This is a genomic window from Streptomyces sp. NBC_01716, from assembly GCF_036248275.1.
Taxonomy (GTDB): Bacteria; Actinomycetota; Actinomycetes; order Streptomycetales; family Streptomycetaceae; genus Streptomyces.
This window is the reverse complement of the sequence record NZ_CP109181.1, coordinates 5050827-5076045: the sequence shown is the minus strand read 5'-3', so window position 1 is coordinate 5076045 and position 25219 is coordinate 5050827. Positions and strand designations below refer to the sequence as shown.

General features: G+C 69.3%; 27 protein-coding genes. 13 read left to right on the top strand and 14 right to left on the bottom strand.

Annotation, left to right across the window (positions count from 1 at the left end):
• Nucleotides 1–522 precede the first annotated feature (522 nt).
• The 5 genes from OIE74_RS22380 to OIE74_RS22360 all read left to right on the top strand — a co-directional run bounded on the left by OIE74_RS22380 (nt 523) and on the right by OIE74_RS22360 (nt 4718).
• A complete protein-coding gene (locus OIE74_RS22380) occupies nt 523–2643 on the top strand; it encodes a sensor histidine kinase (protein WP_329386413.1) in 2121 nt (706 codons plus the stop codon).
• A gap of 91 nt (nt 2644–2734) precedes the next feature.
• Nucleotides 2735–3124: a roadblock/LC7 domain-containing protein gene (locus OIE74_RS22375; protein ID WP_329386411.1), complete on the top strand. Its 390-nt coding sequence runs from the start codon at nt 2735–2737 to the stop codon at nt 3122–3124.
• 1 nt (nt 3125) lies between these two features.
• Nucleotides 3126–3500 (top strand): DUF742 domain-containing protein, encoded by a 375-nt coding sequence (locus tag OIE74_RS22370; protein ID WP_189109796.1) that lies wholly within the window; start codon nt 3126–3128, stop codon nt 3498–3500.
• A complete protein-coding gene (locus tag OIE74_RS22365; RefSeq protein WP_329386409.1) occupies nt 3490–4140 on the top strand; it encodes a GTP-binding protein in 651 nt (216 codons plus the stop codon). The genes OIE74_RS22370 and OIE74_RS22365 overlap by 11 nt, the downstream gene beginning before the upstream one ends.
• Complete coding sequence (locus OIE74_RS22360; protein WP_329386408.1) at nt 4137–4718, top strand: GAF domain-containing protein; 582 nt, start codon at nt 4137–4139, stop codon at nt 4716–4718. Before OIE74_RS22365 ends, OIE74_RS22360 begins: the two co-directional genes overlap by 4 nt.
• A 127-nt stretch (nt 4719–4845) precedes the next feature.
• Here OIE74_RS22360 and OIE74_RS22355 read toward each other — a convergent pair whose 3' ends face one another.
• A complete protein-coding gene (locus tag OIE74_RS22355) occupies nt 4846–6048 on the bottom strand; it encodes an acyl-CoA dehydrogenase family protein (RefSeq protein WP_329386406.1) in 1203 nt (400 codons plus the stop codon).
• Nucleotides 6049–6605: 557 nt separating this feature from the next.
• On the opposite strand from OIE74_RS22355, the gene OIE74_RS22350 reads away from it, so the two are divergent.
• Nucleotides 6606–7274: a hypothetical protein gene (locus OIE74_RS22350; protein WP_329386404.1), complete on the top strand. Its 669-nt coding sequence runs from the start codon at nt 6606–6608 to the stop codon at nt 7272–7274.
• Between the two features lie 602 nt (nt 7275–7876).
• Here the strand turns inward: OIE74_RS22350 and OIE74_RS22345 are convergent.
• Complete coding sequence (locus tag OIE74_RS22345; protein ID WP_329386403.1) at nt 7877–8452, bottom strand: TetR/AcrR family transcriptional regulator; 576 nt, start codon at nt 8450–8452, stop codon at nt 7877–7879.
• Nucleotides 8453–8522: 70 nt separating this feature from the next.
• Between OIE74_RS22345 and OIE74_RS22340 the strand changes: the two genes are divergently transcribed.
• Nucleotides 8523–9416, top strand: a complete 894-nt coding sequence (locus OIE74_RS22340) for an NADP-dependent oxidoreductase (RefSeq protein ID WP_329386401.1) — start codon at nt 8523–8525, stop codon at nt 9414–9416.
• 286 nt (nt 9417–9702) lie between these two features.
• Here the strand turns inward: OIE74_RS22340 and OIE74_RS22335 are convergent, their stop codons facing one another.
• A complete protein-coding gene (locus OIE74_RS22335) occupies nt 9703–10044 on the bottom strand; it encodes a DUF6415 family natural product biosynthesis protein (protein ID WP_329386399.1) in 342 nt (113 codons plus the stop codon).
• On the bottom strand, nt 10041–10475 hold the full coding sequence (locus OIE74_RS22330; protein WP_329386396.1) for an ATP-binding protein: 435 nt from the start codon (nt 10473–10475) through the stop codon (nt 10041–10043). The genes OIE74_RS22335 and OIE74_RS22330 overlap by 4 nt, the downstream gene beginning before the upstream one ends.
• A gap of 272 nt (nt 10476–10747) precedes the next feature.
• On the opposite strand from OIE74_RS22330, the gene OIE74_RS22325 reads away from it, so the two are divergent.
• A complete protein-coding gene (locus tag OIE74_RS22325; RefSeq protein WP_329386394.1) occupies nt 10748–11626 on the top strand; it encodes a helix-turn-helix domain-containing protein in 879 nt (292 codons plus the stop codon).
• Between the two features lie 5 nt (nt 11627–11631).
• Nucleotides 11632–11841 carry a DUF397 domain-containing protein gene (locus tag OIE74_RS22320; RefSeq protein WP_329386392.1) on the top strand — a complete coding sequence of 70 codons (210 nt, stop codon included), beginning with the start codon at nt 11632–11634 and terminating at the stop codon, nt 11839–11841.
• Between the two features lie 64 nt (nt 11842–11905).
• On the opposite strand, the gene OIE74_RS22315 is transcribed toward OIE74_RS22320, so the two are convergent.
• The 10 genes from OIE74_RS22315 to OIE74_RS22270 form a co-directional block, all read right to left on the bottom strand.
• Nucleotides 11906–13135 carry a PQQ-binding-like beta-propeller repeat protein gene (locus OIE74_RS22315; RefSeq protein WP_329386391.1) on the bottom strand — a complete coding sequence of 410 codons (1230 nt, stop codon included), beginning with the start codon at nt 13133–13135 and terminating at the stop codon, nt 11906–11908.
• Between the two features lie 78 nt (nt 13136–13213).
• The gene (locus OIE74_RS22310) at nt 13214–13750 is read right to left on the bottom strand and encodes a GNAT family N-acetyltransferase (RefSeq protein ID WP_329386389.1); all 537 of its coding nucleotides are present in this window, start codon (nt 13748–13750) and stop codon (nt 13214–13216) included.
• Nucleotides 13750–14616, bottom strand: coding sequence for a hypothetical protein (locus tag OIE74_RS22305; protein ID WP_329386387.1), 867 nt, complete (start codon nt 14614–14616; stop codon nt 13750–13752). The genes OIE74_RS22310 and OIE74_RS22305 overlap by 1 nt, the downstream gene beginning before the upstream one ends.
• Nucleotides 14617–14735: 119 nt before the next feature.
• A complete protein-coding gene (locus OIE74_RS22300) occupies nt 14736–15233 on the bottom strand; it encodes a hypothetical protein (RefSeq protein WP_329386385.1) in 498 nt (165 codons plus the stop codon).
• Nucleotides 15230–15643 (bottom strand): hypothetical protein, encoded by a 414-nt coding sequence (locus OIE74_RS22295; RefSeq protein WP_329386383.1) that lies wholly within the window; start codon nt 15641–15643, stop codon nt 15230–15232. Before OIE74_RS22295 ends, OIE74_RS22300 begins: the two co-directional genes overlap by 4 nt.
• 83 nt (nt 15644–15726) lie before the next feature.
• Nucleotides 15727–16599 (bottom strand): helix-turn-helix domain-containing protein, encoded by an 873-nt coding sequence (locus OIE74_RS22290; RefSeq protein WP_329386381.1) that lies wholly within the window; start codon nt 16597–16599, stop codon nt 15727–15729.
• Between the two features lie 32 nt (nt 16600–16631).
• Nucleotides 16632–17144, bottom strand: a complete 513-nt coding sequence (locus OIE74_RS22285; RefSeq protein WP_329386379.1) for a DUF6879 family protein — start codon at nt 17142–17144, stop codon at nt 16632–16634.
• The gene (locus tag OIE74_RS22280) at nt 17122–17349 is read right to left on the bottom strand and encodes a hypothetical protein (protein ID WP_329386377.1); all 228 of its coding nucleotides are present in this window, start codon (nt 17347–17349) and stop codon (nt 17122–17124) included. Before OIE74_RS22280 ends, OIE74_RS22285 begins: the two co-directional genes overlap by 23 nt.
• 133 nt (nt 17350–17482) lie before the next feature.
• Entirely contained in the window at nt 17483–17887 is a 405-nt protein-coding gene (locus OIE74_RS22275) for a VOC family protein (RefSeq protein WP_329386375.1), read from the bottom strand.
• A 36-nt stretch (nt 17888–17923) separates the two neighbouring features.
• The gene (locus OIE74_RS22270) at nt 17924–18916 is read right to left on the bottom strand and encodes a hypothetical protein (protein ID WP_329386373.1); all 993 of its coding nucleotides are present in this window, start codon (nt 18914–18916) and stop codon (nt 17924–17926) included.
• A gap of 38 nt (nt 18917–18954) precedes the next feature.
• On the opposite strand from OIE74_RS22270, the gene OIE74_RS22265 reads away from it, so the two are divergent.
• The 4 genes from OIE74_RS22265 (at nt 18955) to OIE74_RS22250 (ending at nt 25187) form a co-directional block, all read left to right on the top strand.
• Nucleotides 18955–20238, top strand: coding sequence for a CapA family protein (locus OIE74_RS22265; RefSeq protein WP_443076375.1), 1284 nt, complete (start codon nt 18955–18957; stop codon nt 20236–20238).
• A gap of 345 nt (nt 20239–20583) precedes the next feature.
• Nucleotides 20584–23004, top strand: a complete 2421-nt coding sequence (locus OIE74_RS22260; RefSeq protein WP_329386369.1) for a HAMP domain-containing protein — start codon at nt 20584–20586, stop codon at nt 23002–23004.
• A gap of 6 nt (nt 23005–23010) precedes the next feature.
• Entirely contained in the window at nt 23011–24708 is a 1698-nt protein-coding gene (gene pgsB / locus OIE74_RS22255; protein ID WP_329386367.1) for a poly-gamma-glutamate synthase PgsB, read from the top strand.
• Nucleotides 24705–25187, top strand: a complete 483-nt coding sequence (locus OIE74_RS22250) for a poly-gamma-glutamate biosynthesis protein PgsC/CapC (protein ID WP_329386365.1) — start codon at nt 24705–24707, stop codon at nt 25185–25187. Before pgsB ends, OIE74_RS22250 begins: the two co-directional genes overlap by 4 nt.
• Nucleotides 25188–25219 lie beyond the last annotated feature (32 nt).

Below are 25219 nucleotides of genomic sequence, written 5' to 3'. Positions count from 1 at the left end.
CCACCTCAAGTTCCGTGCGAATGCGGCCCCCACACCGATCGACGCGACCCGCGAAATCGATCGTTTGGCGGTCGCATCGTCGTCGTGCCCTGCCGACGGCGTCTTGGTGTTCGCACCAATAGCCGCTTTTGCGTGCTTCACATTGTGAAGCCCCTGGGATGAAGCGACCGCTGAACGATCCCTTCCGCCCGTGGCGGCGAACGCGCATACATACCAAGCTTGTTACGGCTCTTAATGACGCTGGCATGTGCCTGTCCCGTCCAACTGCCCGTCTGTGAAGGCTCCTTATCCCCATGGTCCGCTCCCTCAGGCTCGCGTCGCCGGCCCGGATGTACCGGCCGGCTGACGCGGCAGCTCCCGAGGGCGGCGGACGGGACAGTGAGCCAGGGGGCGTCTTCGAAGTCCCGTCCGGCCTGCGACGTCCGGCACACGCGCCCGGTGCCCCAACCGGAGCCCCAAGCCGGCGCGGAATCGCGGCCCCTTCACCTTCATCCGCCGGTCCCCGTCGTACCGAGGACATTTATGCCTGAACTCTCCCCGCACGCCGCCCCCGCCGACCGCCGCAGCGGCCGGCGGCGCGGACGTTCCGCTCGGAACACCGGGAACGCCACCCAGGTCCCCGCCAAGGCCAAGCGCAATCTGGCCACCGAGAAGGGCCTCCGTTCGCGGATCCGTCTTCTCGTCGTGACCCCGGTGACCACGGTCTCGGTGCTGGCCGCCGGCACGTGGTCCACCTGGTACTTCGTCGAGAACGCCGTGGCGACCTGGTCCGCCGCCGGCGCCGCCGCCGTCATCGGTGTGGGCACCTTGGTCGCCACCACCCGTAAGGCCACGGCCATCTCCACGGCCGTGCACGAGCAGCGGGTCACCAACGCCACCTCCGCCCGCCAGTGGGTCGAGCGCTTCGAGGCCGTGACGGCCGAGGGGCAGAAGAGCATCGCCCAGCTGCTGGAGCAGATCAGCCGTGGTGAGCGGCCCCAGCTCATGGAGCCGGCGCCCCACGCCGTCAGCCAGGGCAACCCGTTCGCGGATCTCGAACAGACCCTGCGGCTCGCCCAGCACCAGGCGCTGGCCGCCGTCGCCGAGGCGGGCGCACGCCAGCAGGTGGACGTGTTCGTCAACATCGCCCAGCGCCTGCACGCGCTGGTCAACCGCGCGCTGGCCCGGCTTGACGACCTGGAGAGCGAGGTCGAGGACCCGGACCTGCTCGGCGGTCTCTTCGGCGTCGACCACCTCGTCACCCAGTTCCGCCGCCAGGTGGAGAGCCTGGCCGTGATGGGCGGTGCGGTCCCCCGCCGTATCAACAAGCCCGTCCCGCTGCCGACCGTGCTGCGCCAGGGTGTAGCCGAGATCGAGCAGTACGCCCGTGTACGTGTGATCCAGCCGCCCGAGGGCACGCTGCCCGGCTACGCCGCGGCCGAGGTCATCCACCTGCTGGCCGAACTCGTCGAGAACGCCGCCCGGTTCTCCGCCCCGGAGACCCAGGTGACGCTGCGCGCCGAGCGCGTCCCGGCCGGTCTCGCGATCGAGATCGACGACCGCGGGCTGCCGATGGCGCCCGAGAAGCTGGACCGGATGAACCGGCTGCTCACCAGGCCGGACCAGTTCGACATCCGCGAGCAGCTGGAGGACGGCCGGATCGGGCTGTTCGTGGTCGCGCAGATCGCGCGCAGACACGACATCGAGGTCGCGCTGCGCCGCAACATATACGGCGGCACCCAGGCCGTCGTCGTACTGCCGAACGCGCTCCTCGACGCGGCTCCCCCGCAGCCCGTGCAGCGTGAGACGGACCACGAGCAGCGCCGGCAGCCCGACCAGGCCGCCGAGCACGCGCAGCGTACGGAGCCGTCGCACGAGCCCTCGTCGGGCGCCGCCTGGTCGCACCAACAACCCGCCGCACAGCAGGCGTCACCGCAGACGCCCGCGCACACCGCGTACATACCCCAGCAGGCGTCCCAGGACTCGCCGTACCAGGCCCCCCAGCCGTCGTACGGTTCGTCCTCCGACCACCGCAGCCCGCTGCCCGCCGAGGCCGGCTCCCGCAGCTCGCGCGGCGGTCGCGGCACGCACGGCGAGACGCCGTCCGTACGCCGCATCGGCTCGCCCTCGGCCCACGCCGCCGCGGCGGCGACGGCGACGGCCGGACTCGGCTCCAACGGCGAAGTCCCGCTCCCCCAGCGGAAACCCGCCCCGTACAGCGCGAGCAACGGCCAGACGGGCGGCACCAACGGCACCGGCGGCCACGGGGGTGCCCACACCCCTGGCACCCTCAACGGCGTCCACGGAGAGTCCCCGTACGGCTCCGGACACACCGGTGGCGGCCGGCCCTCCGCCACCGCCCACCCGAACTCCGGCCAATCCAGTGCCGGCCGCTCCACCACCGGCTCTGCCGACGTCACACCCCCCGAGGTCCCCCGATCCACCCAGGCCTCACCCCCCAGCGACGCCAACACTCCCCCCGGCCGTCGGCCCACCTTGCCCCGGCGGAGCGAGACGTACCGCGGACCTGAGTTCCCGCGGCTCGCCGACGCCGACCGAGAGGTCGTCGCACCGAATCCGGATCTGATGGCTCGTTTCGCCTCCGGCATCAGGCTCGCCAGTTCGGAAGACGGCCCCCAGGGGCCCTCCGACCAGACGAGCTGACGCTGCCTTCGGCGGTCGCCCAACCACTTACGGAGTCACTCTCTTGCCAAACGAAGTTTTTTCGGCCCAGCAGCCCGATCTGGACTGGTTGATGGCTGATTTCATCAGGCGCGTCCCCGGTACGGAGGGCGCCGTCCTGGCTTCCAGTGACGGAGTGCGCAAGCACTCGTACGGTCTGAGCATCGACTCGGCGGACAAGCTGAGCGCGATCAGCACCGCGCTGTGCTCCCTGGCCGGCGGCGTCCGTGACATCAAGGGTCCGGCCGACGGCAGGGTCAGGCAGGTGGTGGTCGAACACGACAACGGGCTGCTCTTCGTGTCCATGGCCGGCCCCGGGGCGGTACTGGGTGTACTGGCTTCCGACAGCGCGGACCTCGGCGCCGTCGGTTTCGAGATGGGGCAGCTGGTCAAGAGCGTGCCCGAGCACTTGAGTACACCGCCGCGGCTCCGCCAGCCCTCCGCCGACGACCGGGTGCACTGACATGGCGGCTTTAGACGGCACCCCCTGGGTGGACGACGACGAGCACGAGGTCCGTCCTTACGCCCTGACGGGTGGGCGAACCCGGCCCACGAACGAGATGAGTCTGTCGTCGCTCCTCAAGGCACGCGCCACGGCGCCGGAGGGCTACCTCAGCCCGGAGGCGGCCCACTGTCTCGCGCTCTGCCGCGGCGAGGCACGGTCGGTCGCGGAGGTCGCCGCCACGCTGGGCCAGCCGGTCCAGGTGGCCAAGATCCTGCTCTCCGACCTGCTGGACGCGGGGGCACTGATCATGGCGATGCCCACGAGAACGGCCGACCCGAAAGATCCGAATCTGCTGGAGGCAGTGCTTGAGGGGCTACGAACCTATGTCGTCTGACGATCCCATCGCCTTGAAAATCGTGGTCGGCGGCGGCTTCGGCGTCGGCAAGACCACCATGATCGGCGCGGTCAGCGAGATCAAGCCGCTGTCGACCGAGGAGACGCTGACCTCCGCGAGCAGCGGGACGGGCACCGACCGGCTGGAGGGCATCGAGAACAAGGCGACCACCACGGTCGCCCTGGACTTCGGCCGTATCACCCTCCAGAAGCAGAACATGGTGCTGCTTCTGTTCGGCACTCCGGGACAGCAGCGGTTCTGGTTCACCTGGGACGATCTGTCGCTGGGTGCCATCGGGGCCGTCGTCCTGGCCGACACCCGCCGGCTGCTGGACTGTTTCGCCGCCGTCGAGTACTTCGAGAGCCGCGACGTGCCCTTCGTCGTCGCCGTCAACGAGTTCGACGCCGACGACGCCTACCGCTACAGCTCGGAAGAGGTCCGCGAGGCGCTCGAACTCAGGGCTGACGTACCGGTGTTGCTCTGCGACGCACGCGATCCGGCGTCGGCCAAGCACGTACTGGTCTCACTCGTCTCGTACGCGCACGCGGTCTCGCTCCGCCGCGCGCGGGAGCGGGCCGTCCAGGCCCCGCCCGCCGCACCCCCCCTTCAGCACTCCAGCGACTTGGGAGCCACCTCATGACGTACGACACCGAAGCGGGACTGCATCTGCCCGCGCCCGACATGGAACTGGCGCAGCGCGAGGCCCGGCTGCGTGAGCTGGGTCTGGGTGACATGCCCGACGCGCAGTTCGACGCCTTCGCGACGCAGCTCGCGCAGGCGGCGGGCGCGCCGTACGCGATGGTCAACTTCATCACCGGCCACCAGTTCTTCGCCGGTCTGCACACGCCGGGCGCGGCAGCGGCTCCGTCGGGCGAGGCGGCGGGCGCGAGCGCCGCGCCCGAGGTGAGCCGGATCATGTCCCGTGACCACGGGTACTGCCCGGACGTCCTCAACCGCCGTAAGGCGCTGGTGCTTCCGGACGTGTACGCGTACCCGCGGTTCGCCTCGAACGAGGTGGTGGACCTGATCGGTATCCGTACGTACGCGGGCGCTCCGCTCATCGACGAGCGTACGGACACGGTGCTGGGCACGGTCTGCTTCGTGGGTACGGACCCGCGCGGCAAGGAGACGGGCCGCGACACGCTGCAGCTCATCAAGGAGAGCCGCGACGAGCTGATGCGCATGATCTACCAGCGCACCGGTGGGGGCCCGCGCTAGGGCGGAGGCCGGCGCCGGAAAGCGGCGGAGGCCCGCACTGGAATGCGGGCCTCACGGCACTTCGGCGTACAACGGCCGGCAACAGCCGGCTCCGGTTGGCGAGTTAGAGATTCAACGGATCACAATCTCAGACGGTGACAGTCGCCCCCGCTCCGGCGTGGGCGGCCAGTCGTCGTGACCAGTCGCCCTTCGAGGTGCCCAGCGCCGTCTCGGCCAGCCGCTGGAGCTGGATGTCGGACGTGCCGGCCGGTGCGAAGATGTGGAACGCGTCGCGCGTGAAGCGCTCGATGGGCAGGTCGGCCGAGAGGCCGATGCCCGCGTGGATCTCCATGGCGGCACGGGCGGAGTCCATCGCCGACTCGACGTTGATGAGTTTGGCGTTCATCAACTCGGCGTCGCACGGCAGCCCTTGGTCCAGCAGGTGCACGGCGTGATACGCCGTCAGCCGGGCGGTCATGAACGCCGACTGCATCTTCCCCAACTTCTGCTTGATGGTGGGGAGTTCGGCGAGGGGCGCGCCGTAACGCTGGCGTGAGCTCGCGAACGCGATCGTCTCCTCCAGGATCGCCCGGTGGATGCCGAGGGCGACGGCGGTGAGGTTGGCGCGGCCGTAGAGGATGCTGGAGGAGTACGCGACGGGGAGCCCGTCGCCCTCGTTGCCCAGCAGATTGGCCGCGGGCACCCGGCAGTTGTCGAAGATCAGCTCACCGAACGAGAAGCCGTGCAGGCCCATGGCGGGCCGGTGCGGGGCCAGCGAGAAGCCGGGGCGGTCCGACTCCACCAGGAAGGCGGAGAGGCCCTTGCTGCCCGGTCCGGTGCGCACGACGACACCGTGCAGATCGCCGACGTGCGAATTGCCGACGAACACCTTGGCGCCGTTGAGTACGTAGTCGTCACCGTCGCGGTGGGCGGTGGCCTCCATGCCGAGGACATGACCGCCCGAGCCGGTCTCGGTCACGGCGATGGTCGGCAGACAGGCGCCGGCCGCGATCTCGGGGAGCCAGGTCTTCTTCTGGGTGTCGTCGCCGAAGTGAATGATCTTCGCGACACCGAGCTGGGATGCCTGCACCATGGCACCCATGGCACCGCTGACCCGGGCCAGCTCCTCGATGATGATGGTCTTCGCGACATGGCCGGCTCCCATGCCGCCGTACATGGGATCGATGGTGACACCCAGCCAGCCCTGCCAGGCGATCAGCTGGGACAGCTCGTGCTGGACGGCCTTGGAGGCCTCCATCTCGGGGATCCGAGGGCGGACTTCGGCCTCGGCGAATGCGCGGACCTGCGCCCTGAGACGTTCATGGAATTCCGTGGTGAAATAGCCACTCATGCGCCTGTACAGCCCTCTCGAATGAGACATCTGTCAACTGTCAACATGGTTAGAACTGATTGGGTGCTCTCAGATCGGTCAGCGGAACCGGAACTCGCCCTACCGGCGGCAGGCGCCCCTACACAGTGACGATTTCCCGCTCTCGTTGCAGCACCGCACAGGGGTCGTTTGTGGGTCGTTTGCTGCGATGACTACACCCCGTGTCCGTCTGACTCTGTGCCAATCCGGCCTTTCTCACGTTTTGGCCGATCCGGCGCCCACCACGATCCGAACCGCAAACGACCCCGGCACGCCCCACGAACGATCGCGTTCGACGGTATGAAACGCGCCAAGAGACGTTTGCGGGCTATTCGGGCATGCCTCGGGCACGGTTTGAGCACTCTGCGATCCCGTTCGGGCACGGTGAGCGGCGGACCGTACGGGAACACGTCGTCATGATCACCCGCGAGTATTCATGTCGTCCTTGTCCGGGACCGGGGATGATCAACTCCCCGAATCCGGAGGTATGCGTGAATACGCGAAGAACGACTGGCCGTGCGGCCTTGATCATGTCCGTCATGGTGGCCCTGTTGCTGGGCCTGATACCCACGGCCGCGGCGGTGGAGGGAGCACAGCCCGCCGAGCCGATCAGCACTGAGCAGATTGGCGAGTTCGGGGACTTCTCCCTGGTGGTCGAGGACGATTCCGTCACCCTGAAGCTGGACGCGCCCGGCTACGACCGGGACCGGATGCGCCTGGCCCTCGACGAGACGCAGAACCGTAACCCACTCCTCAGCGACACCTTCCGCGAGGACTTCCAGGAATTCAGCGAGACGGACGGCACGGTGGGCGGCAGCGCCGACTGGGCCGACTTCGACGGGGAACTGTCGATGACGGAGACCGGTATCGCCCCCGGCGGTGGCGGCTGGGCCGCACAGGGCCTGCTCGCCCAGCCGCAGTCGGCGGCGGTCACGCAGAAGACCGTGTTCGCCAACATGAACTGCGACAAGCGCGCCGACTACGTGTTGCGCGACCCCGGCGACAACAACGCCCTCTACGGCTGGATGAACCTCGGCGGCTTCGACAACCGGTGGTCCGCGAAGAGGAAGATCGCCTACGGCGTCGCGATGAGCTTCCCGGTGGAAGTCCACCTCGCCGACCTCGACGGTGACGGCCTCGACGACTACCTCGTCGTCGACCCCACGAACGGCGCCACCCGCGCCTGGCTCAACAACGGAGGCAACTAGGGCGTGTTGTGAAAGTAGCGTCGTCCGCCCTCAGGGCGGGGCTCACGGCGTTTGGTGCGTGCGATCGCAAGGCGGAGGATCGCTCTCGTACTGGACGTACTTGAGCGACTCCGACAACGCAGGGGGCACCTCCCGTGCCCGAAGGGCTACGGGGGAGAGCTGGCGTCCAGACGCCGTGAGCCAGACGGGACTTTCACAGCACGCCCTACTGTAGGAACTGTCCGGCCGATCATGTGTGGAGCCGGATGACGAGGGCTGCCGCGGGCCGCCCGCCGCGGGGGAGCCCTCCCGCAGGCGGGCGGCCCGACTGTCGGTCTTCTCCGGGATCGTGTGCCGGATGGCGTGCCTGCGCGGGTGGTCGTGGCACGGTCCGTTGCTGTTGGCCTAGGGCGTGTTTCGGGGTCGGTCGGCTCGGGACGTGGGACGAGGATCTTCTCCAGCACGAGCTCGAACTGGGTGCTGTCCACCCGATGCCCGAGCCGACGCCCCAGGTCGGCGGTAGTCACGTGATCGGGCGAACAGGTCCGGTACGGGCCGCCGCCCAGGGCAACCCCGCACGTGTCGTGCCCCGGCGCCGACCGCAGCGCGCCGGCGTCCCCGACTCAGGGCGCGGTGGCTTCCCAGGCCGCCTTGATCATTCGGAAGACCTCGTCCACCGTGGCCCCGGGATCGTCCGCCCGGCAGGCCAGCGCGTAAGCGTCGATGGCGAACCGCGCGGTCGCCCGGCAGGCAGTCGCACTCCGGGACAGGTGGGGATCGGAGGCCAGCGCCGCCGCCAGCGCCTGCGCGTGACGCAGGCTCATCGACTCCTCGTATTCCCGCAGGGCGGGTGATCCCTCGATCATGCGTCGGACGGGGGCACTGCCCTCCGCCGTGCAGTGCCGCACCAGAGCCTGGACCTCGCGGTGCAGGGCCGGGATGAGCGGCTCGTGCGGAGGCCGGTCGGTTACCGCTCGCGTGAGGCGGTGCTCGAAGTCCTGGTCGCGTTCGAACACCAGGGCCTCTTTCGAGGCGAAGTGGGCGAAGAGGGTGGTGACGGCCACGTCGGCCTCGGCCGCCACGTCACGGATGCCCACGGCCTCGTACCCGCGCTCCAGGAAGAGGCGCAGCGCGGTGTCGGCGATCTTCTGACGGGTCGCGGCCTTCTTGCGTTCGCGGCGTCCGGACGGCTCGATCATGGCGTGACACTACCAGGTATGAATCCATAACCGTTGCGAAACCCTAACCGTTAGGGTTATCTTCGCCCTCATGAGGAAAATCAGCTTCGCCGAGTTCGGCGGTCCCGAAGTCCTGCAACTGGTGGAAGCCGAGGAGCCCCATGCGGGCCCCGGTCGGATACGCATCGCCGTACGGGCGGCGGGTGTCAACCCCGTCGACTGGAGGATCCGGGAGGGCCAGGTCCTGGGAGCCCATCCGGTCGAGCTGCCCGCCGGGGTCGGGCTGGACGCCGCCGGGGTGGTGGATGAGGTCGGCGAGGGCGTCGAGGGGGCCGAGGTCGGCGACCGCGTGTTCGGGGAAGGCACCGACACGTACGCCGAATTCGCCGTGCTGTCGGCCTGGGCCCGGATGCCCGAGGGACTGGCCTTCGAGGAGGCGGCCGGGTACCCGTCGGTGGTGGAGGCCGCGCTGCGCATCATCCGCGAGGTCGGCGTGCGGCCCGGGCAGACACTGCTGGTCAGCGGCGCGTCCGGCGGCGTCGGGTCGGCGGTGCTGCAGATCGCCCGCGCGCGCGGCATCACGGTGATCGGCACGGCCGGGGCCGCGAACCAGGACTACCTGCGCGGCCTGGGCGCCCTCGCCGCGACCTACAACGAGGGCTGGGTCGAACGGGTGCGGCACCTGGGCCGGGTCGACGCGGCCCTCGACCTGGCCGGCTCGGGCGTGATCCGCGAACTCGTCGAGCTGACCGGGGACCCCCGCAAGGTCGTCTCCATCGCCGACCTCGGTGCGCCGCAGCTGGGCGTCCGGTTCTCCGGCGTGGCCGGGAGCGTGCCGGACGCACTCGCCGAGGCCGTCGACCTCATCTCCCGGGGGAGGCTCCACATCCCGGTCGAGAAGTCGTACTCGCTCACCGAGGCAGCGGCGGCGCACACTGACAGCCGCGCAGGCCACACCCGGGGGCGCCGGGTCCTGGTCGTCTGAGCCGCCTCCGCCGTGCTGTCCGCCCATGACGGTCTCCCTTCCTGATGCGGACGGTGGGCCCGATCCGCCACGCGAACCACGCTAGGGAGTCCGGTCCTGCTTCCGCCTCCCCTCCGATGGGGCCGGTTGAAGATTCAGCTTGCGTCAGATGGCGGCTGCCCGGCGTGCGGATTGCGAGAGGCGGGCGCCGCTGGGCGCGGTCAGCGGCCGCGCCAGAGCGCCACGACGATCGAGCCGCCGACGGCGGCGACTGCGATGACGTAAAGGGCCTGGGCCTGGGCTGTGCTCACCGGTTGGCTTCCCTCGCGGCTTCGTGGAGGTCGGCGAACGACCGGGTGGTCTCGGCCAGAGCGCGCATCAGCTCGTACGCGTGCAGGGGCGGGGTGGTCGCGTCGAAGGTCTCACAGAGGGCCAGGAGGCGGTAGGCGTCCCTGTGGAGGGCGAGCACTGGTGGGGCGTCCGTGTCCCCGCCGAACTCCCCCAGTAGAAGCTGGAGATGGCCGCGCAGCGTGTGCGTGGTCATGTCCACCCAGGCTCGCTCGGGCAGCGGAAGCCGGAAGGTGAGGGCGTCGGTGACCGTGCGGGAGATGGTGGCGAAGTCGATGGCGTGAGGGCGGTTGTACGTCATGAGGCGGGCAGCTCCCGCGTGTCGACGGTGCACCAGGTCCTCGTACCGCGCCGCCCCCAGGCGCGCGCGAGCGCGGCGACGAGCAGCAGTCCCCGGCCGGTCTCGTCGTCGGTCGCGGGGTTACGGACCGCGATCCGCGCGGGTGCGCCGTCGTCCGCCTCGATCAGGACGTCACCGCTGGGGCCGTACGAAATCGAGAACCGGACGCGGCGCCCGCCCCCGTGCACCACGGCGTTGGTGACGATCTCACTGACGAGAAGCAGCACGGTCTCGACGGCGTCCTCCCGGATGTCGCCCTCCCGCAGAAGCGTCCCGGCGATGCGGCGCAGATGCGCAACGCGGCGGGTGTGGGGGCGGAACGAGACGCTCAGGCGGACGGCGTCCCGTATGTCGACTGCGGTGGGTGGGGCGGGAGTTGCGCTACGCGTCATGGGGGGCATCGGGAGTCCTTGTCGTCGAATCTCCACGCTCACGCAATGAGTTGAATCGACTGCGATGCGTGAGCTACGCGTATAGCCTCGCATCAGATCCATCACGTTGGGGACTCCGCAGCCGAATTCTGCGTGCGGAATTGTCCGTGAATCACCCGCCGGGCAGGGGGTGTTCACGCGGAGAGACGGTCGCTCCCGCTCGGACGCGGAAAGTTCCTTGCGGATGCGGAAGCAACGTCGACACACTGGAAAACGCTCCGAGAGGACGGCAGATGATCACGGACATCGAGTCGGCAACCCCGGCCCTGTGCCGCTTGCACCTGGGCAACGAACTTCGCCACCTCCGGCAGAAGGCCGGGCTGACGTCGACTCAGGTGGTCAAGAAGCTCTACTGGAGCCCGTCGAAGCTCACCCGACTGGAGACGGGAGAGAACTCGGTCGTGGAGCCGGTCGACGTCATGGCGCTCTGCCAGATCTTCGGGGCGGACGAGGAGACAACGGAGTTGCTGAAGGGGTACGCGGCCGTCACCAAGCGGAAGCGGGACTGGTGGCAGTCGACGGAGTACCGGCCGGTCATCTCCCCTGGTTTCAGGGCGTTCTTGGGTCTGGAGGCCACGGCGGTAGCGCTGCACAACTATGAGTCCGAGTTCGTCCCCGGCCTGCTCCAGACCGAGGCGTACGTGCGCGAGACGCATCAGAACGCACACCAAGGTCTCAGTGAGGAGGAGATCGCCCGCATGGTGGCCGTGCGGATGACACGGCAAGAGGCGCTGCGCCGCGAGGCGCCGCTGAAATTCGCGGCGATCATGAGCGAGGCCGTGCTACACCAGCAGGTGGGAGGCCCGGAGGTCATGCGCGCGCAACTCGCGCATATTGTTGACGTGGCCGCGCTGCCCAACGTCAGGGTCCAGGTGGTGCCCTTCAAGGCGGGTGCCCATCCGGGGATGAACGGGGCCTTCGCAACGCTCCAGTTTCACGACCGGGACGCTCTCAAGCCGATCATCTACTTCGAGAACCTGGCTGACTCGTGGGTGAGCAGGCGCCAGTCGGACGTGGAGCTGCACGAGGAAGCGTTCAGCGAACTGCAAGCCATCGCTCTCGGGCCGCAGGAGTCCCTGAGCCTGATCAAGAAGGCAATGAAGGAGCTTTGATTCCGATGACGACCACGGCTGACACGCTGGCCGGCGCCGACTGGTTCAAGTCGAGCTACAGCAACGACCACGGCGGCAACTGCGTCGAAGGCGCACAACTACCCGGCCGCGCCATGGCCGTACGCGACTCCAAGAATCCCCACGGGCCCGCCTTCATCCTCACCGGCAACGCATGGACCGCCTTCGTCAACGGCCTTGTCGGCGGGGACATCTAGCATCCGTCTTGTGGGCTGCCTCCCTCCCGGAGGCAGCCCACAGATGTTTCGGAAGCCGTACCCGCTACACGGGAAGCGCGTGCAACTGCTTGCCGTGCAGGGCGAAGACGTGCTTGCCGTCGGTGGCCACGATCCACGCGTGGTAGTCGCCGGACTTGTCGTTGAACGTCCAGCGCAGGGCACCGGTCTTCGCGTCGAAGGCGTGAATGCCGCCCTGCTTGTCGAGGTCGGTGGCTCCGTAGAGCGTGCCGCCCACCTTGACGAACTGCCGGGGTACCTGGGCGTTCGCCTCCGCGAGGGCCTTGGACTGCCAGATCTTCTTTCCGGTCTGCGGCTCGATGGACCAGAGCGTCCTGCCGCTGTCCGCGATGTGGAGTACGTCCTCCAGGACGGTCGGCTCCTTGAACGTGTCGAACTTCTCGGTCTGCAAGGACCACTTCTCGACGCCGTCGGACAGGTTGAACGCCTGGAGCTTCTGGCCCTGGGGGACGATCACCAGATCCTGGTGGACGGCGAAGGAGCTGAAGCTCGTCTTCGTCGTCTTCTGCGTCCACACCTGCTTGCCGGTGGCCGTGTCGCGAACTGTGAGGTTCTTCTTGAAGTCCGTGTAGACGAGGTGACGTCCCTGTACGACGGCGTGCACACCGCTCTGCTCGGTACCGACATCGCGCTGCTCCTTCCACACCACCCTGCCGGTGGCGCTGTCCAACGCGGCGATCACGTTGGTGTAGGAGGAGCCGTCTGCCTCAAGGATCTCGGCGATGACGTACACCTGCTTCTCGTCCACCGCGATCGGCCTGGGCTGCCGGTACTCCTTGCCCAGGTGGCTGCGCCAGGTCTCCTTGCCCGAAGCCGGGTCGTACCCGCCGACGGTGCCGTCGTACTGGCCACTGGCCAAGTACAGGGTGCCGTTGCCGAGCAGCAGCGGCGCACCGGGGACCGCGCCGCCCTCCAGCGACCACTTCGGCTTGCCGGTCGCCCCGTCGAGGGCGGCCAGCGGCTCACCGGTCGCCACCACCACGCCGTTCACGGCGACGAGTTCGTCGTTGTCCCCGTACGTCTGGGCCGAAATCGGCTTCGTCCACAGCGGCTTGGGCGCCTGCCCGTCCTGGGGGGTGGCGCCCTCGGACGTCTCGGCGCCCCCGGAGCCCCCGGCGCCCTCTTCGTCAACCACGTCCTCGCGGCAGCCGGCCGTCCCGGCCCCCAGGGCTGTCACAATGAGACCGCCCCCGGCCAGCCGAAGTATCCGCCGCCGGGAGGACCTGGCGCCCGCTGTGCTGTACCCCGTGAACATATCGCCGTACCCCCGTGAAGTCGTATGAGCATGAGCAGACCGCGCCCGCAAAGGCGCACGGTCCTGCGACCAGGTACGTTAACGCCGCCGCCCCGGCAACGGTGAGTCCAGGACCCGGCCGGGACAACGCCGTGAACCAACCGGAACATTGAGAGGCCACTGGTCACCAGGCTGTGTGCGCTTCGCGACATACTGCGAGAAGCCGTCCGCCGTTCCTGTGTACGTAAAGCCCGCTTTCACCAGGACTCTTCCGGAGGCTCCGTTCTCCACCTGGTGCTTGGCGCGCACGGTGGACAGGGACAGTGCGCCGAAGGCGAGCGCCAGCAGTTCGGTCACGGCACCGGTGGCGAAGCCCCGTCCCCAGGAGTCGTGGCGCAGGATGTAGCTCAGGCGACCCTCGCCGTTGGTCACGTTCAGCTTGATGATGCCGACCAAGTCCCCCTCGGCGTTGATGCCGAGGATGAACCGGAGACGGGGCCGGGCCGTCGCCGCGGCGACGTACGCCGCTGCCTCATCGGCGCCCATCGGGCCACGGCCCAGGAATCGCAACGACCGGCCACTGTAGATTCTCTGGACTTCCGGCGCGTCGTCCGATGTCAGCTCCCTCAGCTCCATCACGTCAGTGACGCCAGCGCGTTGCCGAGTTCGACCGCTGTGGGCCGGTCGTCGGGGCCGGACAGCAGGACGGGGCGCAGCACGTCCTGGAACTCCGGCCACGGGGTGGCGGAATCCAGCGGGATGTTGCCGACAGCGATGGCCGCCCGCCGCTCGGCCGGTCCTACGTCCGGCTGGATGCCGGCCGCGGTGTAGTCCAGCGGCCACCTGCCGGTCGCACAGGTCCAGAGCACTCCGGCGAGGGCATAGACGTCGGACCGCGCGGATGGCACTACGGGTTGCGGCCCGTCGGTGATCCACGCGGCCAACTCCGGTGCGACGAGGTGCGTGATGCCGCCGTAGAACGCCCGCCAGCGGGCCGTACCCGTACCTTCGTGCCACGACCACGCGAAGTCGATGAGTCCGACGCCGGTACCCGTGTGGATGCCGTGGGAGGGCTGGAGGTCACCGTGGACCCATCCTGCGGCGTGGAGTCCGGCGACAGCGCGGCACAGTTCGACAGCGCCCGCGAGGACCGGAGCGCGGTCGCCCCGCCGGTCCTGGGTGTCCCTGCCGTCGCGGACCGGCGCGAAGACCTTCCAGGTCGACGGCCCCTCCAGCCAGGGCGTGACGTACCAGAAGCCCCCGGCGGCTCGCCCCGCCACGACGGTGTAGCCGGAGAGCTGGTCCAGGACCGCGGCTTCCCGCGCGGTGGTCCCCTCGCCTTCTCCGTAGCCGTACTTGACGGCCATGGTGGCGACGGCACCCGTTGCCCTCCACACGGCGGAGCCGCGCCGGTCCGTGATCTCCGTCAACTCGACAGGGCGGCCACAGACGGCCTCGGCGGCCCTCAGCGCTTCCGCGGGGCAGGGAGCGAACTCGCCCATTCTCGTGCCGTCTTCCAGTCGCAGGGGATTCTCTCGAACACATCGCGGCCGTCGTCCTCCGCGGTGGCCAGTGCCATCGAGAGCTCGGGGGTGTCCTTCAGGAACTCCGGGTCGAGCCGTCACACCGAGGCCCGAACGGGGAGGAACGAGAACGGGGCCGCCGGGATGAGCCGACCGAACCTGTCCCGCCCCTGGACGCCTTGGGCGAACTTCCCGAACATGATCCCCACCGGGCCGTACAGGTGCTTCAGCGCCCAGTGGGGCCATGCCATGAGTTTCCGGTGGTCGGTGTTCGACGCACCGGCCAGAAGGACGATGTTCTCGCAGCCGAGCGCGCCATTCCGCCTCGCCGACAGACGTACCCGCTCAGCGGCGTGCACCGCGGCGTGGAACAACTCCGCTTCGACCGCGCACCGTTCGGCTCCCGTCGCGATCTCGTACACCGTCCAGCCCGTCATGCCCCGGGCGATGGACGCTTCGAGGAACGGGCAGTGCCCGTACATCGCCTCGACGTAACCGGACACGTCCACGCTCGCGGGATTCCCCGACCGGGGCTCAACGAGGCGGAGCGCCCCGGCGGTGGGCCGGGACGCTCCGTCGGTCGGTGCGGTGATCACCGTGTGGCCGCTTTCGGCGCCATGTCGCCGTCGCTGGGCGTGGGTGAGCAGTCCCACTCGGCCACTACCGTGCCGGTCTTCCGGTAGAAGGCCAGGGACCGCTCGTTGATCGTGCCGTCCGCGTGGGTGAACCAGATCTCCGGCAGTGGGCCGTACATCTCCTCGTACGCGGTCACCCAGGCGATGGGTCCGCGTCCCGCCGTCTCGACATGGGTGAGCTCTCGACCGGCGTGCTCGGTGGTGAACGCGGCGTGAGCCTGGGGTGCGTCGGCCAATTCGTGCCACACGGCGTCGATCGCCGTGGAGAACATCTCCGGTGCGGTGTGGCCGGCTTCGAGCCGACGTGCGGTGACGGTGAAGAACTTGCCCAACTCGTCAAGTTCGACTGTGCTCTTGGTGGCGGTACGCATGTGCTCCTCCAACAGATTGGCGGAGTCCGACGCTAAAGGCGGGGGAATGGGTCATCAATGACTTTGCCGGAACTTGCCTGCAATCACCGGAGAGATTCAATGGCCGCACTGATCAATTCTCTTGCCGCTGGGCCGCGAACGGCGAGTTCCGACAGATCCGAGAACATCTGAACGTACATGTCGATCTCATGGGAATGTTTCACACTGAGATGCGCCGATACCAACTCGACATTTACCTCTGCCTCGTCGAAAAGGAAAAATCCCTCGACCGGCCAGAGGCTGGTGCGATCAGCGGTCATGGGGATGATGCCGAGGCTCACCGAGGGAAGGGACGCAGCCGCGAGAAGGTGTCTTAGCTGGCCCGTCATGACCTCCGGGCCGCCGATGCGGTGGCGGAGGACACTCTCCTCCAGAACAAGGGCGAAGCGATGGTCACCCTCATGAAGAATGCGCTGCTTATCCACGCGTACCCGGACAGCCTCCTCCACATCGTCGACAAGCCCCCGACGATCGCGGATGGCATTCAGCAGCGCCTCGATGTACGGCGCTGTCTGCACGGGGCCCGGGATGAGCCAGGACGAGTAGATACGAAACCGCCGAGTTCGTTCCCAGAGGGGAAGTACGGATTCCTGGGCACGTTTGAGCCCGGTCTGCTCCATACGACGCCACTCGACATACATGCCTTCGATACCGCGCGCGGTTGTCACCAATTCTTCGGCGAGCTGCGGGACTCCGCAGTGAAGTGCCCAGACGCGCAGGTCGGTCTCGGAAGGACGTCGGCTCCCGCTCTCGAAGCGGGAGCACTTCGATTCGTGCCAGCCGGCTCTCCCGGCCAACGCGCGAGAGGTGAGTCCGGCGTTCTTCCGGATCTCCCGAAGACGTAACCCCAGAGCCTTTGTGGCCTCCTTGACGCTTGACGAGGATGGCGGCGACGGTGGATGCCGTGAGGATCGCATGACCTGAGATGTCCGTGCGGTTCGGATGGTGGTCAGCTCGGCCGGTATTCCCCGTGTTCCGTTCCCAGTTCCCACACGGTCTCGAAAGCTGAGGCGCAGAGCTTTGCCACTTCGGGGTCGGTCGTCACATCGTGCTCAAGGGAGTCACCATCCCCGTCGAAGTGGTTGATGAGAACGAGACTCTCATCGAACAGCCAGAAGTCATTGCCGGGAAGAGCGATGCCCGTCGCGTGACGACGGGAGAGCCAACGGACCTTCTCTCCGGCCGCGATGTTCAGTCCTTCCGTCACCTCGTGCTCGAAGCGGATGTATTCGCTGACGGGTTCCGAAACGATACGGGCCCGGCGTACCTCCACCCCGCGAGCGGTCGCTTTGCGCACCAGCTCGTACCAGTCCGGCCAGCGCTCGGCCGCGTCGATACGCTGCCCGGCGCGCCAGTCGATGAAGGCGGGGTCCGACTTCATGTAGCCATCGCGCATCTCCAGATGCACCGCCGAACTCCGGCAGTTCTGGAACAGCTCGTCAAAGGTCGGTAGCTTTCCCACTCTTCACCTCCAGGAAGAACTGCACCATGCGCCTGGGAATCTCCACCACCGTCTCGTGTTCAGGGATGTCCATCTGCGTCAGGCGCTCCCTGTCCAGAACCCTCAGGCCCTGGACAAGGTAGCTGTCCGTGGTGTCGTCCAGATACACCGTGGGAGAGCCCCCGTTGGGGCTCTCGGGATCCTTGCCGAGTTTGCGCAGGGCCATGCAGCCCACCTCCACCGCCGGTGACGTTCTGTACGGCTGATGTTGCCGTGCGTCCGCTCCGGAGGCCAGGAACTTGCCTGAACTTGCCACCGTCAACGGGCCGACGGTCGCGCGGTGTTCAGGCACGGCGGGCCTACGGCGCCTCCGCCGCGACCGCCGGCGTGCTCGACGACCGTTCCGCCCTGCTGCGTTCCACGCAGAACTCGTTGCCCTCGATGTCCGCCAGCGTCGCCCAGCCCAGGCCGTCCGGGCGGCGGTGGTCGGAGAGCAGGGTGGCGCCCAGGGTCAGGAGGCGGGTGATTTCCTCCTCGCGGGTTCGGTCCTGGGGTTCGAGGTCCACGTGGAGGCGGTTCTTCGTCGGCTTGGGTTCCGGGACCGTCACGAACAGCAGCGTGATGCCGTCCGCGGCCACCAGGACCTCGTCGTCGCCGGGGTTGTCGTCGGGGGCGACCGTCGTGCCGAGTACCTCCGCCCAGAAGGTGCCCAGGCGGTAGGCGTCGGTGCTGTCGATCGTCAGGTGTCGTACGCGAGAAGTCATCCGGTCACTCTGTACGGATCGGCACGGCGCCGCAGGTCAATTTCCGCCGCCCCACTCCCGCACCGCCGCCGCCATCGCCGCGACCGCGCGGTCCGTGCGCGCCGCGTCGCCCCGTACCGTCCGGTTCACCTCGACGTGCAGGAAGGGCACCCCCTCGTCGGCGGCGAGTCTGCCCTGTTTGTTGTTACGGCCTTCGAGCGGGCACTTCTCCTCCCAGGCTCGGCAGACGCGGAACCCGGAGTCGTCCAACGCGCCCGCGAGCGTGCGGGCCTGGGGGCGCGCGTGGTCGCCCGCGCCCGTGGAGATGACGAGATCGCGGCCGGGGAGGGTGCTGTCGGCGTAGCCGTGGACCTGGATGCCGGGGATGGACCGGTCCACGAGTTCGGCGGCGATCGCGTGGAAGACCGTGTCCCTGCGGTGGGCGACATCGGCCGCGTCGCCCTCGCCCGCCCGGCGGTGGGCGCCCGCGATGACCAGGATGCCGCCGGGGGCGCCGCGCAGTACGCCCGCGCCGAGGCGGTCGGTGTACGCGTCGGCGACCGGGTGCGGGACCTGCACGCTGTAGCGCGGCGCGGTGTCCAGGTCGATGTAGACCCGTCCCCAGCCGCGCCGCGACTCGTCGCCCCGGTCTGCGATCTCCGCGTACCGGCGGCCGGGGCCGTCCCCTTCGCGCGGGGTGTCCCGCACGATCCGTACGCCGAAGTCCGCATCGGCCAGCCTGCGCTCGGCCTTCGCGTGCTCACCGCCCACATACAGGGCCACGCCCTCGGCGAGAGCCTCGCGTTCGGCGCGGTCCGGGGGCCGGAAGCGGGAGTCCGCGACGACCTCCGTGGCGTACGCGGAGAGCCGGCGCTCCAGCCCCGACGAGGGGCCTTCGGCGGGGCCGGGGCCGGGGGACGGCGCGTCGGTGAGGGCGCTGTCGAGAGCCGGGACGACCACCGCGACCGCTGCCACCAGGAGCGCCAGAAGTACGGCGGTACGCGGCAGGTTTGTCGCTACCGTTATCTTTTTGGTCGGAACAGGGCTCATTGTCGAGTGAAAATATCAGCGTGACACCACAAAGAAACATGTCCGTCATACGCGACCGCCTGCCCAGGAGCACCGTCGCGCTGGCTTTCGCGCTCCTCGCGACGACGGCGGCCGGCTGCTCCCTCGTCGGCGGCGAAAGCGACGCCGCGGGGCCGAAGGGCGATCCCGCGTTCACCGTCGCCGCGGCCGGCGACATCCTGATCCACCCGCAGCTGACGCAGCAGGCGTACCGGGACGCCGGTGTCACCGAGGTCCCCGAGCCGGTCGGCAAGAAGGTCGGCGCGGACGTTCCCGACCCCGACTTCCACAAGATCATGGCCGGGGTGAAGCCCGTCATCAGCAAGGCCGATCTGGCCATCTGCCACTTCGAGCCGGTGGTCGCCGGACCGAAGGGCCCCTTCCGCGGCTTCCCCGACTTCCTCGTGCCGCCGCAGATCACCAAGGCGATCAAGGACACCGGATACGACACCTGCTCGACCGCCTCCAACCACACGCTGGACGACGGCCCCGCCGGTGTGAAACGCACCCTGGACGCGCTGGACGCGGCCGGGGTGAAGCACACCGGTTCCGCGCGCAGCGCCGCCGAGGCGGCGAAGCCGCTGATCATGGACGTCAAGGGCGTGCGCGTGGCGCAGATTTCGTTCGCCCTCGGGTTCAACGGCCGCAAGGTGCCGGCGGACAAGCCCTGGCTCAGCAACAAGAACTCGCTCGACGCGATCGCCGCCGCCGAGAAGGCCGCGCGCAAGGCGGGGGCCGATGTGGTGATCCTGAGCATCCACTGGGGGCGGGAGCACCACCCCGACCCTCATTCCACGCAGCTCGAACTGGGCCGGCGGATCGCGAAGGAGACCGGGATCGACCTGATCGTCGGCCACCACGCGCATGTGGTGCAGCCGATGGAGAAGGTGGACGGTACGTGGATCGCGTACGGCCTCGGGAACCAGGTCGCACGGCACGACGTACCGTCCGGGCTGACCGAGGAAGGCGCGATCGGCTGGTTCGAGTTCCGCAAGAAGTCCGGCGGCGGGTGGGACGTGCAGGCGCGGTACGCGCCGACCTTCGTCACGATCCCGCCGGAGGAGGAGGGCGAGGCGGACGCGGGCACGGACGGCGTGGTCGTCGACCAGTCGCCCGACCCCGTGAAGGGCGCGGCGAAGGACCACCGGCTGCTGGACATCGCGGGGGTGCTGCGCGACGACAAGGGTCTGTCGGCCGAGCAACGGGCTCAGTACCGGCTCGCCTTCGAGCGCACCCGGGGCACGATGCTCAACCGGGGCGCGGCGAAGGACGGTCTGCGGCCGTTGAACGAGCTGCCGGACTGAGCCGGGGGTGCCGACAACACCGCCGGACAGGCCCTGTCCGCCATCGAGAATTGAGCGGGTGCCCCTCGGTACGTAAGCCCCCGGACACGCTCAGGGCCCAGCATCCGAACCGCTGGAGCACGTCTACGCGCGCGTAGGCGGAATCCCCCGGTCCAAACGTCGCGTAGGTCACACTAGTCACTCTTTGTGCAACCATCCCCAAGGCTTGCGAGTCGGACTCTTGCGGCTAGGTCCTGTCGGGCGGATCTCCGCGAAGATCCGCCGGACAGGGCCTAGGGCTGATCCCCGCGCGCCCGCACGCACGCACAGCACCCGCCGATCACGAACATCCGAAAGGGAACGCTCATGGCCGCTTCGCCCGCGAAGCGACGGCACAAGGTCCGCAGACGGGCCGACATGTCCCTATTGGGCGGCATTCGCCCGCCCATCGCGGTCCTGTCCGCGCTCCTGCTCTCCCTCGCGGGAATCACGGCCCTCGGCTTCGGCCGCGCGAGCGAGGACTCCGTCCCGAAGGCCGTCATGACCTCACAGGCGCACTTCGCCGAGGACGGCGCCGTCGCGATGCGTGCCTCCATCGACGAGAGCGCGGCGGACCTGGCCAGAACCGCCGGACTGTTCAACGCGGGTGACCCCGCCCAGCCGGACGCCGTGGTCGACAAGATCGGCAGCGTCTACCAGAAGTGGGTCGGCACCGCCGTCGTGGAGATATCCTCCGGCCGGATGCTCGCGGCCCGCGGCGAGAACGTGCCCGTGGCCGCGATCGACACCTCCAAGCTCTCCGAGGAGGACGGGCTCAGCCCCCGTATGGTGCGCCTGGCCAACGGCGAGACCCGGCTGCTCTCCCTCCAGGTGCTGTCCTGGAAGGGACAGCCCCAGCAACTGCTCATCGCCTCCAGCAGCCTGCGCTTCCCCGGGATCAGCCTCGGCAAGTTCCGCTCCATCGCGGTCATCGACAGCACCGGGCGCATCCTCAGCAGCGACGGCATCCCGGAGAGCGAGCAGGTCCTCACCGAGGACGAGCGCACCGGCGTCGCACGCTCCGAGAAGCAGCTCAAGGCGTTCGCCGAGGTCGCGGCCAAGCGGGCCAAGGAGCACCCCCTCAAGGCCAACGAGCCCGGCCAGGGCGGCTACACGGGAGTCAGCGGCAGCCTGCGCGGCGACCTCTTCGAGGGCGACCGCGCCATCGCCGGTTACGCGGCCCTCACCGGCCCGGAGCCCGGCAAGGGCACGGTCGCCACCTCGCTCGGACTGACGGTCGTCGCCATGGTGGACGTCGCCGAGGATCCGACGCGGGTGACCGACCCGCTGTTCGGGCTGCTCGCCGCCGGCGCGCTGCTGCTGATCGGCGCGCTCGCCGTGGGCGTCCTGCTCGGTACGGTCCAACGGCCGCTGCTGCGGCTCTTCCTGGAGAGCCGGCGCCTGACCCGCGGCGATCTGACCCGGCCCGTCCACGCGCCCCGCTTCGGCGAGGCCGCGCGGATCGGCGACGCGCTGGAGCGGCTGCGCCGCCAGCTGCTCGGGGAGCGCTCCGCGGCGGACGAGACCGCGGACGGTACGTCCGGCGGCTCCGCCGCACGGTCCCGCCGGGGCCGGTTCGGCGCCCGCGCCCTGCTCGCGGTCTGCGGCATCCTGCTGCTCGTCTGGTCCGCCCCGATGCTGCTCCTGCTCAACCGGGCCGATGCCACCGCCGTCGTACCGGAACAGATCACCAACGACCAGCGCGAGCGCACCGACACCCTCTCCGACCGCGTCCGCCGTTCGCTCAACGAGGGCCACGCCGACCTGCTGTCCGTCGCCGGTCTGCTCGGCGAGCGCACCTCGCCCGAGGACATGACGAAGGTCCTGGAGCGCACGCGTACCGACCACTCGCGCTATCGCTCGCTGTACGTACGCGACGCCGACGGCACCATCGTGGCGCGGTCCGGCGAGTCCCCCCGGCTGCCCGACAACCCGAAGGACGAGAGCGAGGGCGCGGGCAAGAACGGGGACGGGGAAGGAAGCAAGGACGGGGCGAAGGACGCCGCCGCCGACGGCAGGCCGTTCGCCGACCCGATCACCGTCCTCAACGACTCCGGCACCGAACCGATCATCGCGAGCTACGCCGAACTGCCCGGCCGTGACGGCAGTTCGGTCGTCGGCGAGTTCCGCATCGACTTCATCAACTCGCTCCTCAAGCGGCCCGGCCTCGGCGAGATCCGTGTCGTTGACGCCGAAAGGCGCGTCCTGGGCGGCAATTCGGGCTATCTCGCCTTCGAGGACCTGCCGTCGGCACGCCTGACGGAACTCGTCGCGGGCACCAGCCAGAAGACCGGCGTCAGCGCCCGCGCGGGCGCCGTCGTCTACCGCGACGGCGGCGGCGTGCAGGTGGCCGGCGCGGCCCCGTTCGTCGGCGGCGGCGCCGCCAGTTCGCTCAACTGGAGCGTGGTGAGCTGGCAGCCGGCCGCGGGCCTCGCGATCCCCGAGTACAGCCTCCAGAACCGCACCGTGCTCGCGGGCCTCCTCGGCATCACCGCCGCGGCCGCGTGTCTGGGCTGGCTGCACATCATCGTCGTACGGCCGCTGCGCGAGGTGGCCAAGCAGGCCGAATCGCTCGCGGGCGGCGACCGCCGCACCGTGCTCTACCCGCGCCACCACGACGAGGTCGGCGCCATCGCCCGCTCCCTGGAACTGCTGCGCCAGCAGGTGCTCGAACAACGCAAGCGGGACAGCGCGGGGGCGACGGCCCCCGCCGCCGCCCCCGCGCAGGCACCCGCCGGAAGGAACTGACCGACCGTGCTCTTCCTCTACACCGTGCTGCTGGTGTGCGGCGCGATCCTGCTGGTCGCCGGCGTCGTGGAGCAGCGCCGCCACTTCACCAACCTCAACCGCATCCCCACCCGGGTGCTGGTCAACGGCATCCGCGGCAAGTCCTCCATCACCCGCCTCTGCGCGGGCGCGCTGCGCGGCGGCGACCTGATCACGGTCGCCAAGACCACCGGCACCGCGGCCCGTTTCATCCACCCGGACGCGACCGAGGAGCCGGTCTACCGGAAGTTCGGCATCGCGAACGTGGTGGAGCAGATCGGGATCGTACGGCGCGCCGCGGCGTACAACCCGGACGCGCTGGTCATCGAGTGCATGGCCGTCATGCCGGCCCTCCAGGAGATCAACCAGTCGAAGCTGATCCGCTCCACGATCGGCGTGCTGTGCAACGTCCGTGAGGACCATCTCGCCGAGATGGGCCCGACGCTGGACGACGTGGCGCGCTCGCTGTCGCGCTCGATGCCGGAGGACGGCATCTGTGTGACGGCGGAGAAGGAGCGCTTCGACATCCTCAAGGAGGAGGCGGACGCGCGGAATTGCCGGCTGATCTACGCCGATCCGGAGACGGTCAGCGACGAGGAGCTGCGCGGCTTCAGCTGGTTCACGTTCAAGGAGAACGTGTCGATCGCGCTGAAGGTCGCCGAACTGATGGGCGTGGAGCGCGAGACGGCGCTCCAGGGCATGTACGACGCCCCGCCGGACCCGGGTGTCCTGTCGGTCGAGCGGTATCTCACGCCGGACGGGAAGCGGCTGCGGTTCGCGAACGTCTTCGCGGCGAACGACCCCGAGTCGACGCTGATGAACATCAACCAGCTGCTCGACCTGGGCGCGATCGCGCGCCCGCTGAACGTCGTCATCAACTGCCGCCCGGACCGCGTCGAGCGCAACGGCCAGATGGGCGAGATCGTCCCCGATCTCCAGCCGGACCAGGTGTTCGTGATCGGGCACCCGGCGAAGAGCGCGATCGACGCGATCCCGGCGGAGTGGCGCTCGCGCGCGGTGGACCTGGGCGGTGACAAGCGCGACCCGGAGGAGTTCATGCGGGAGCTGCTGGAGCGGCTCGGGCCGGACTCGTCGCTGGTCGCGATCGGCAACATCCACGGGCAGGGCGAGCTGCTGCTTGAGCACCTGGCGGAGCTGCCGGCGGACGAGACGCCGGACCCGGACCCGGTTCCGGGGCAGGGCTCCGTCCCTGCCGCGGCGTCCGCGCCCGCCCCCGCCCCCGTACCTTCATCGGCTTCGGTGGCGGACCCGGCCGGTGACCCCGCCGCGACGGCCGCGCTGCCGGTGGTCGTACCCACGCAGGCCCCCCCGCGGTCGGCCGAGCCGGCCACCGAGCTGGTGGCCCGCCTGACCGGTCAGCAGCCGCCCGCTCCCGCCGCGCCCGCGCCCGCACCAGTCGCGGGAGCTCAGCACCCGCGCCACGAAGACACGTTGGCGCTCCCCCGCTACTCACCCCACATCGACCCGTTCCAGCCCTACCCCGAGGCCTACGAACAGCGCTACCAGCGGCCGGCCCGTCCCCGCGGCCCCTTCGAGCCGGTACGGCTGCCGGCCGACGCGGCGGACGACCGTGAGCCCGACCCCGGTCGGCAGCCCCAGCAGCCCCCGTACGGCCACGGTCCGCAGCCGCCGCAGACCCCGCAGAATCCTGGAGAACCCCGTTGATCCCCGCAGTCCTCACGCCCGAGATCGCCGCCATAGGCATCGGCCTGGGCCTGATGTTCTCCCTGATCTGCTACCTGACGACCAATCTCTCCCCCGGCGGCATGATCACGCCGGGCTGGCTCGCGCTGACCCTCGTCGAGGACCTCCAGCGCGCCGCCATGGTCGTCGGTGTGACCGTGCTGACGTACGTGACCACACTCCTCGTCCAGCGCTTCGTGATCCTCTACGGAAAGCGGCTCTTCTCCGCCGTCGTCCTCATCGGTGTGCTCCTCCAGGCGACCGTGATGATCGTGCTGTCGCTGGAGTTCCCCCTGCTGTACGCGAACCAGACGCTCGGCTTCATCGTGCCGGGCCTCATCGCGTACCAGCTCGTCCGCCAGCCCAAGGGCGCGACCATCCTCGCGACCGGCACGGTCACGCTCATGGCGTACGTCGTCCTCACCGCCGGCATCCTGCTCGGCGCCCTGCCCACCACATGAGCGGCCCTGGAATGACACCCCCCAGGACCGCC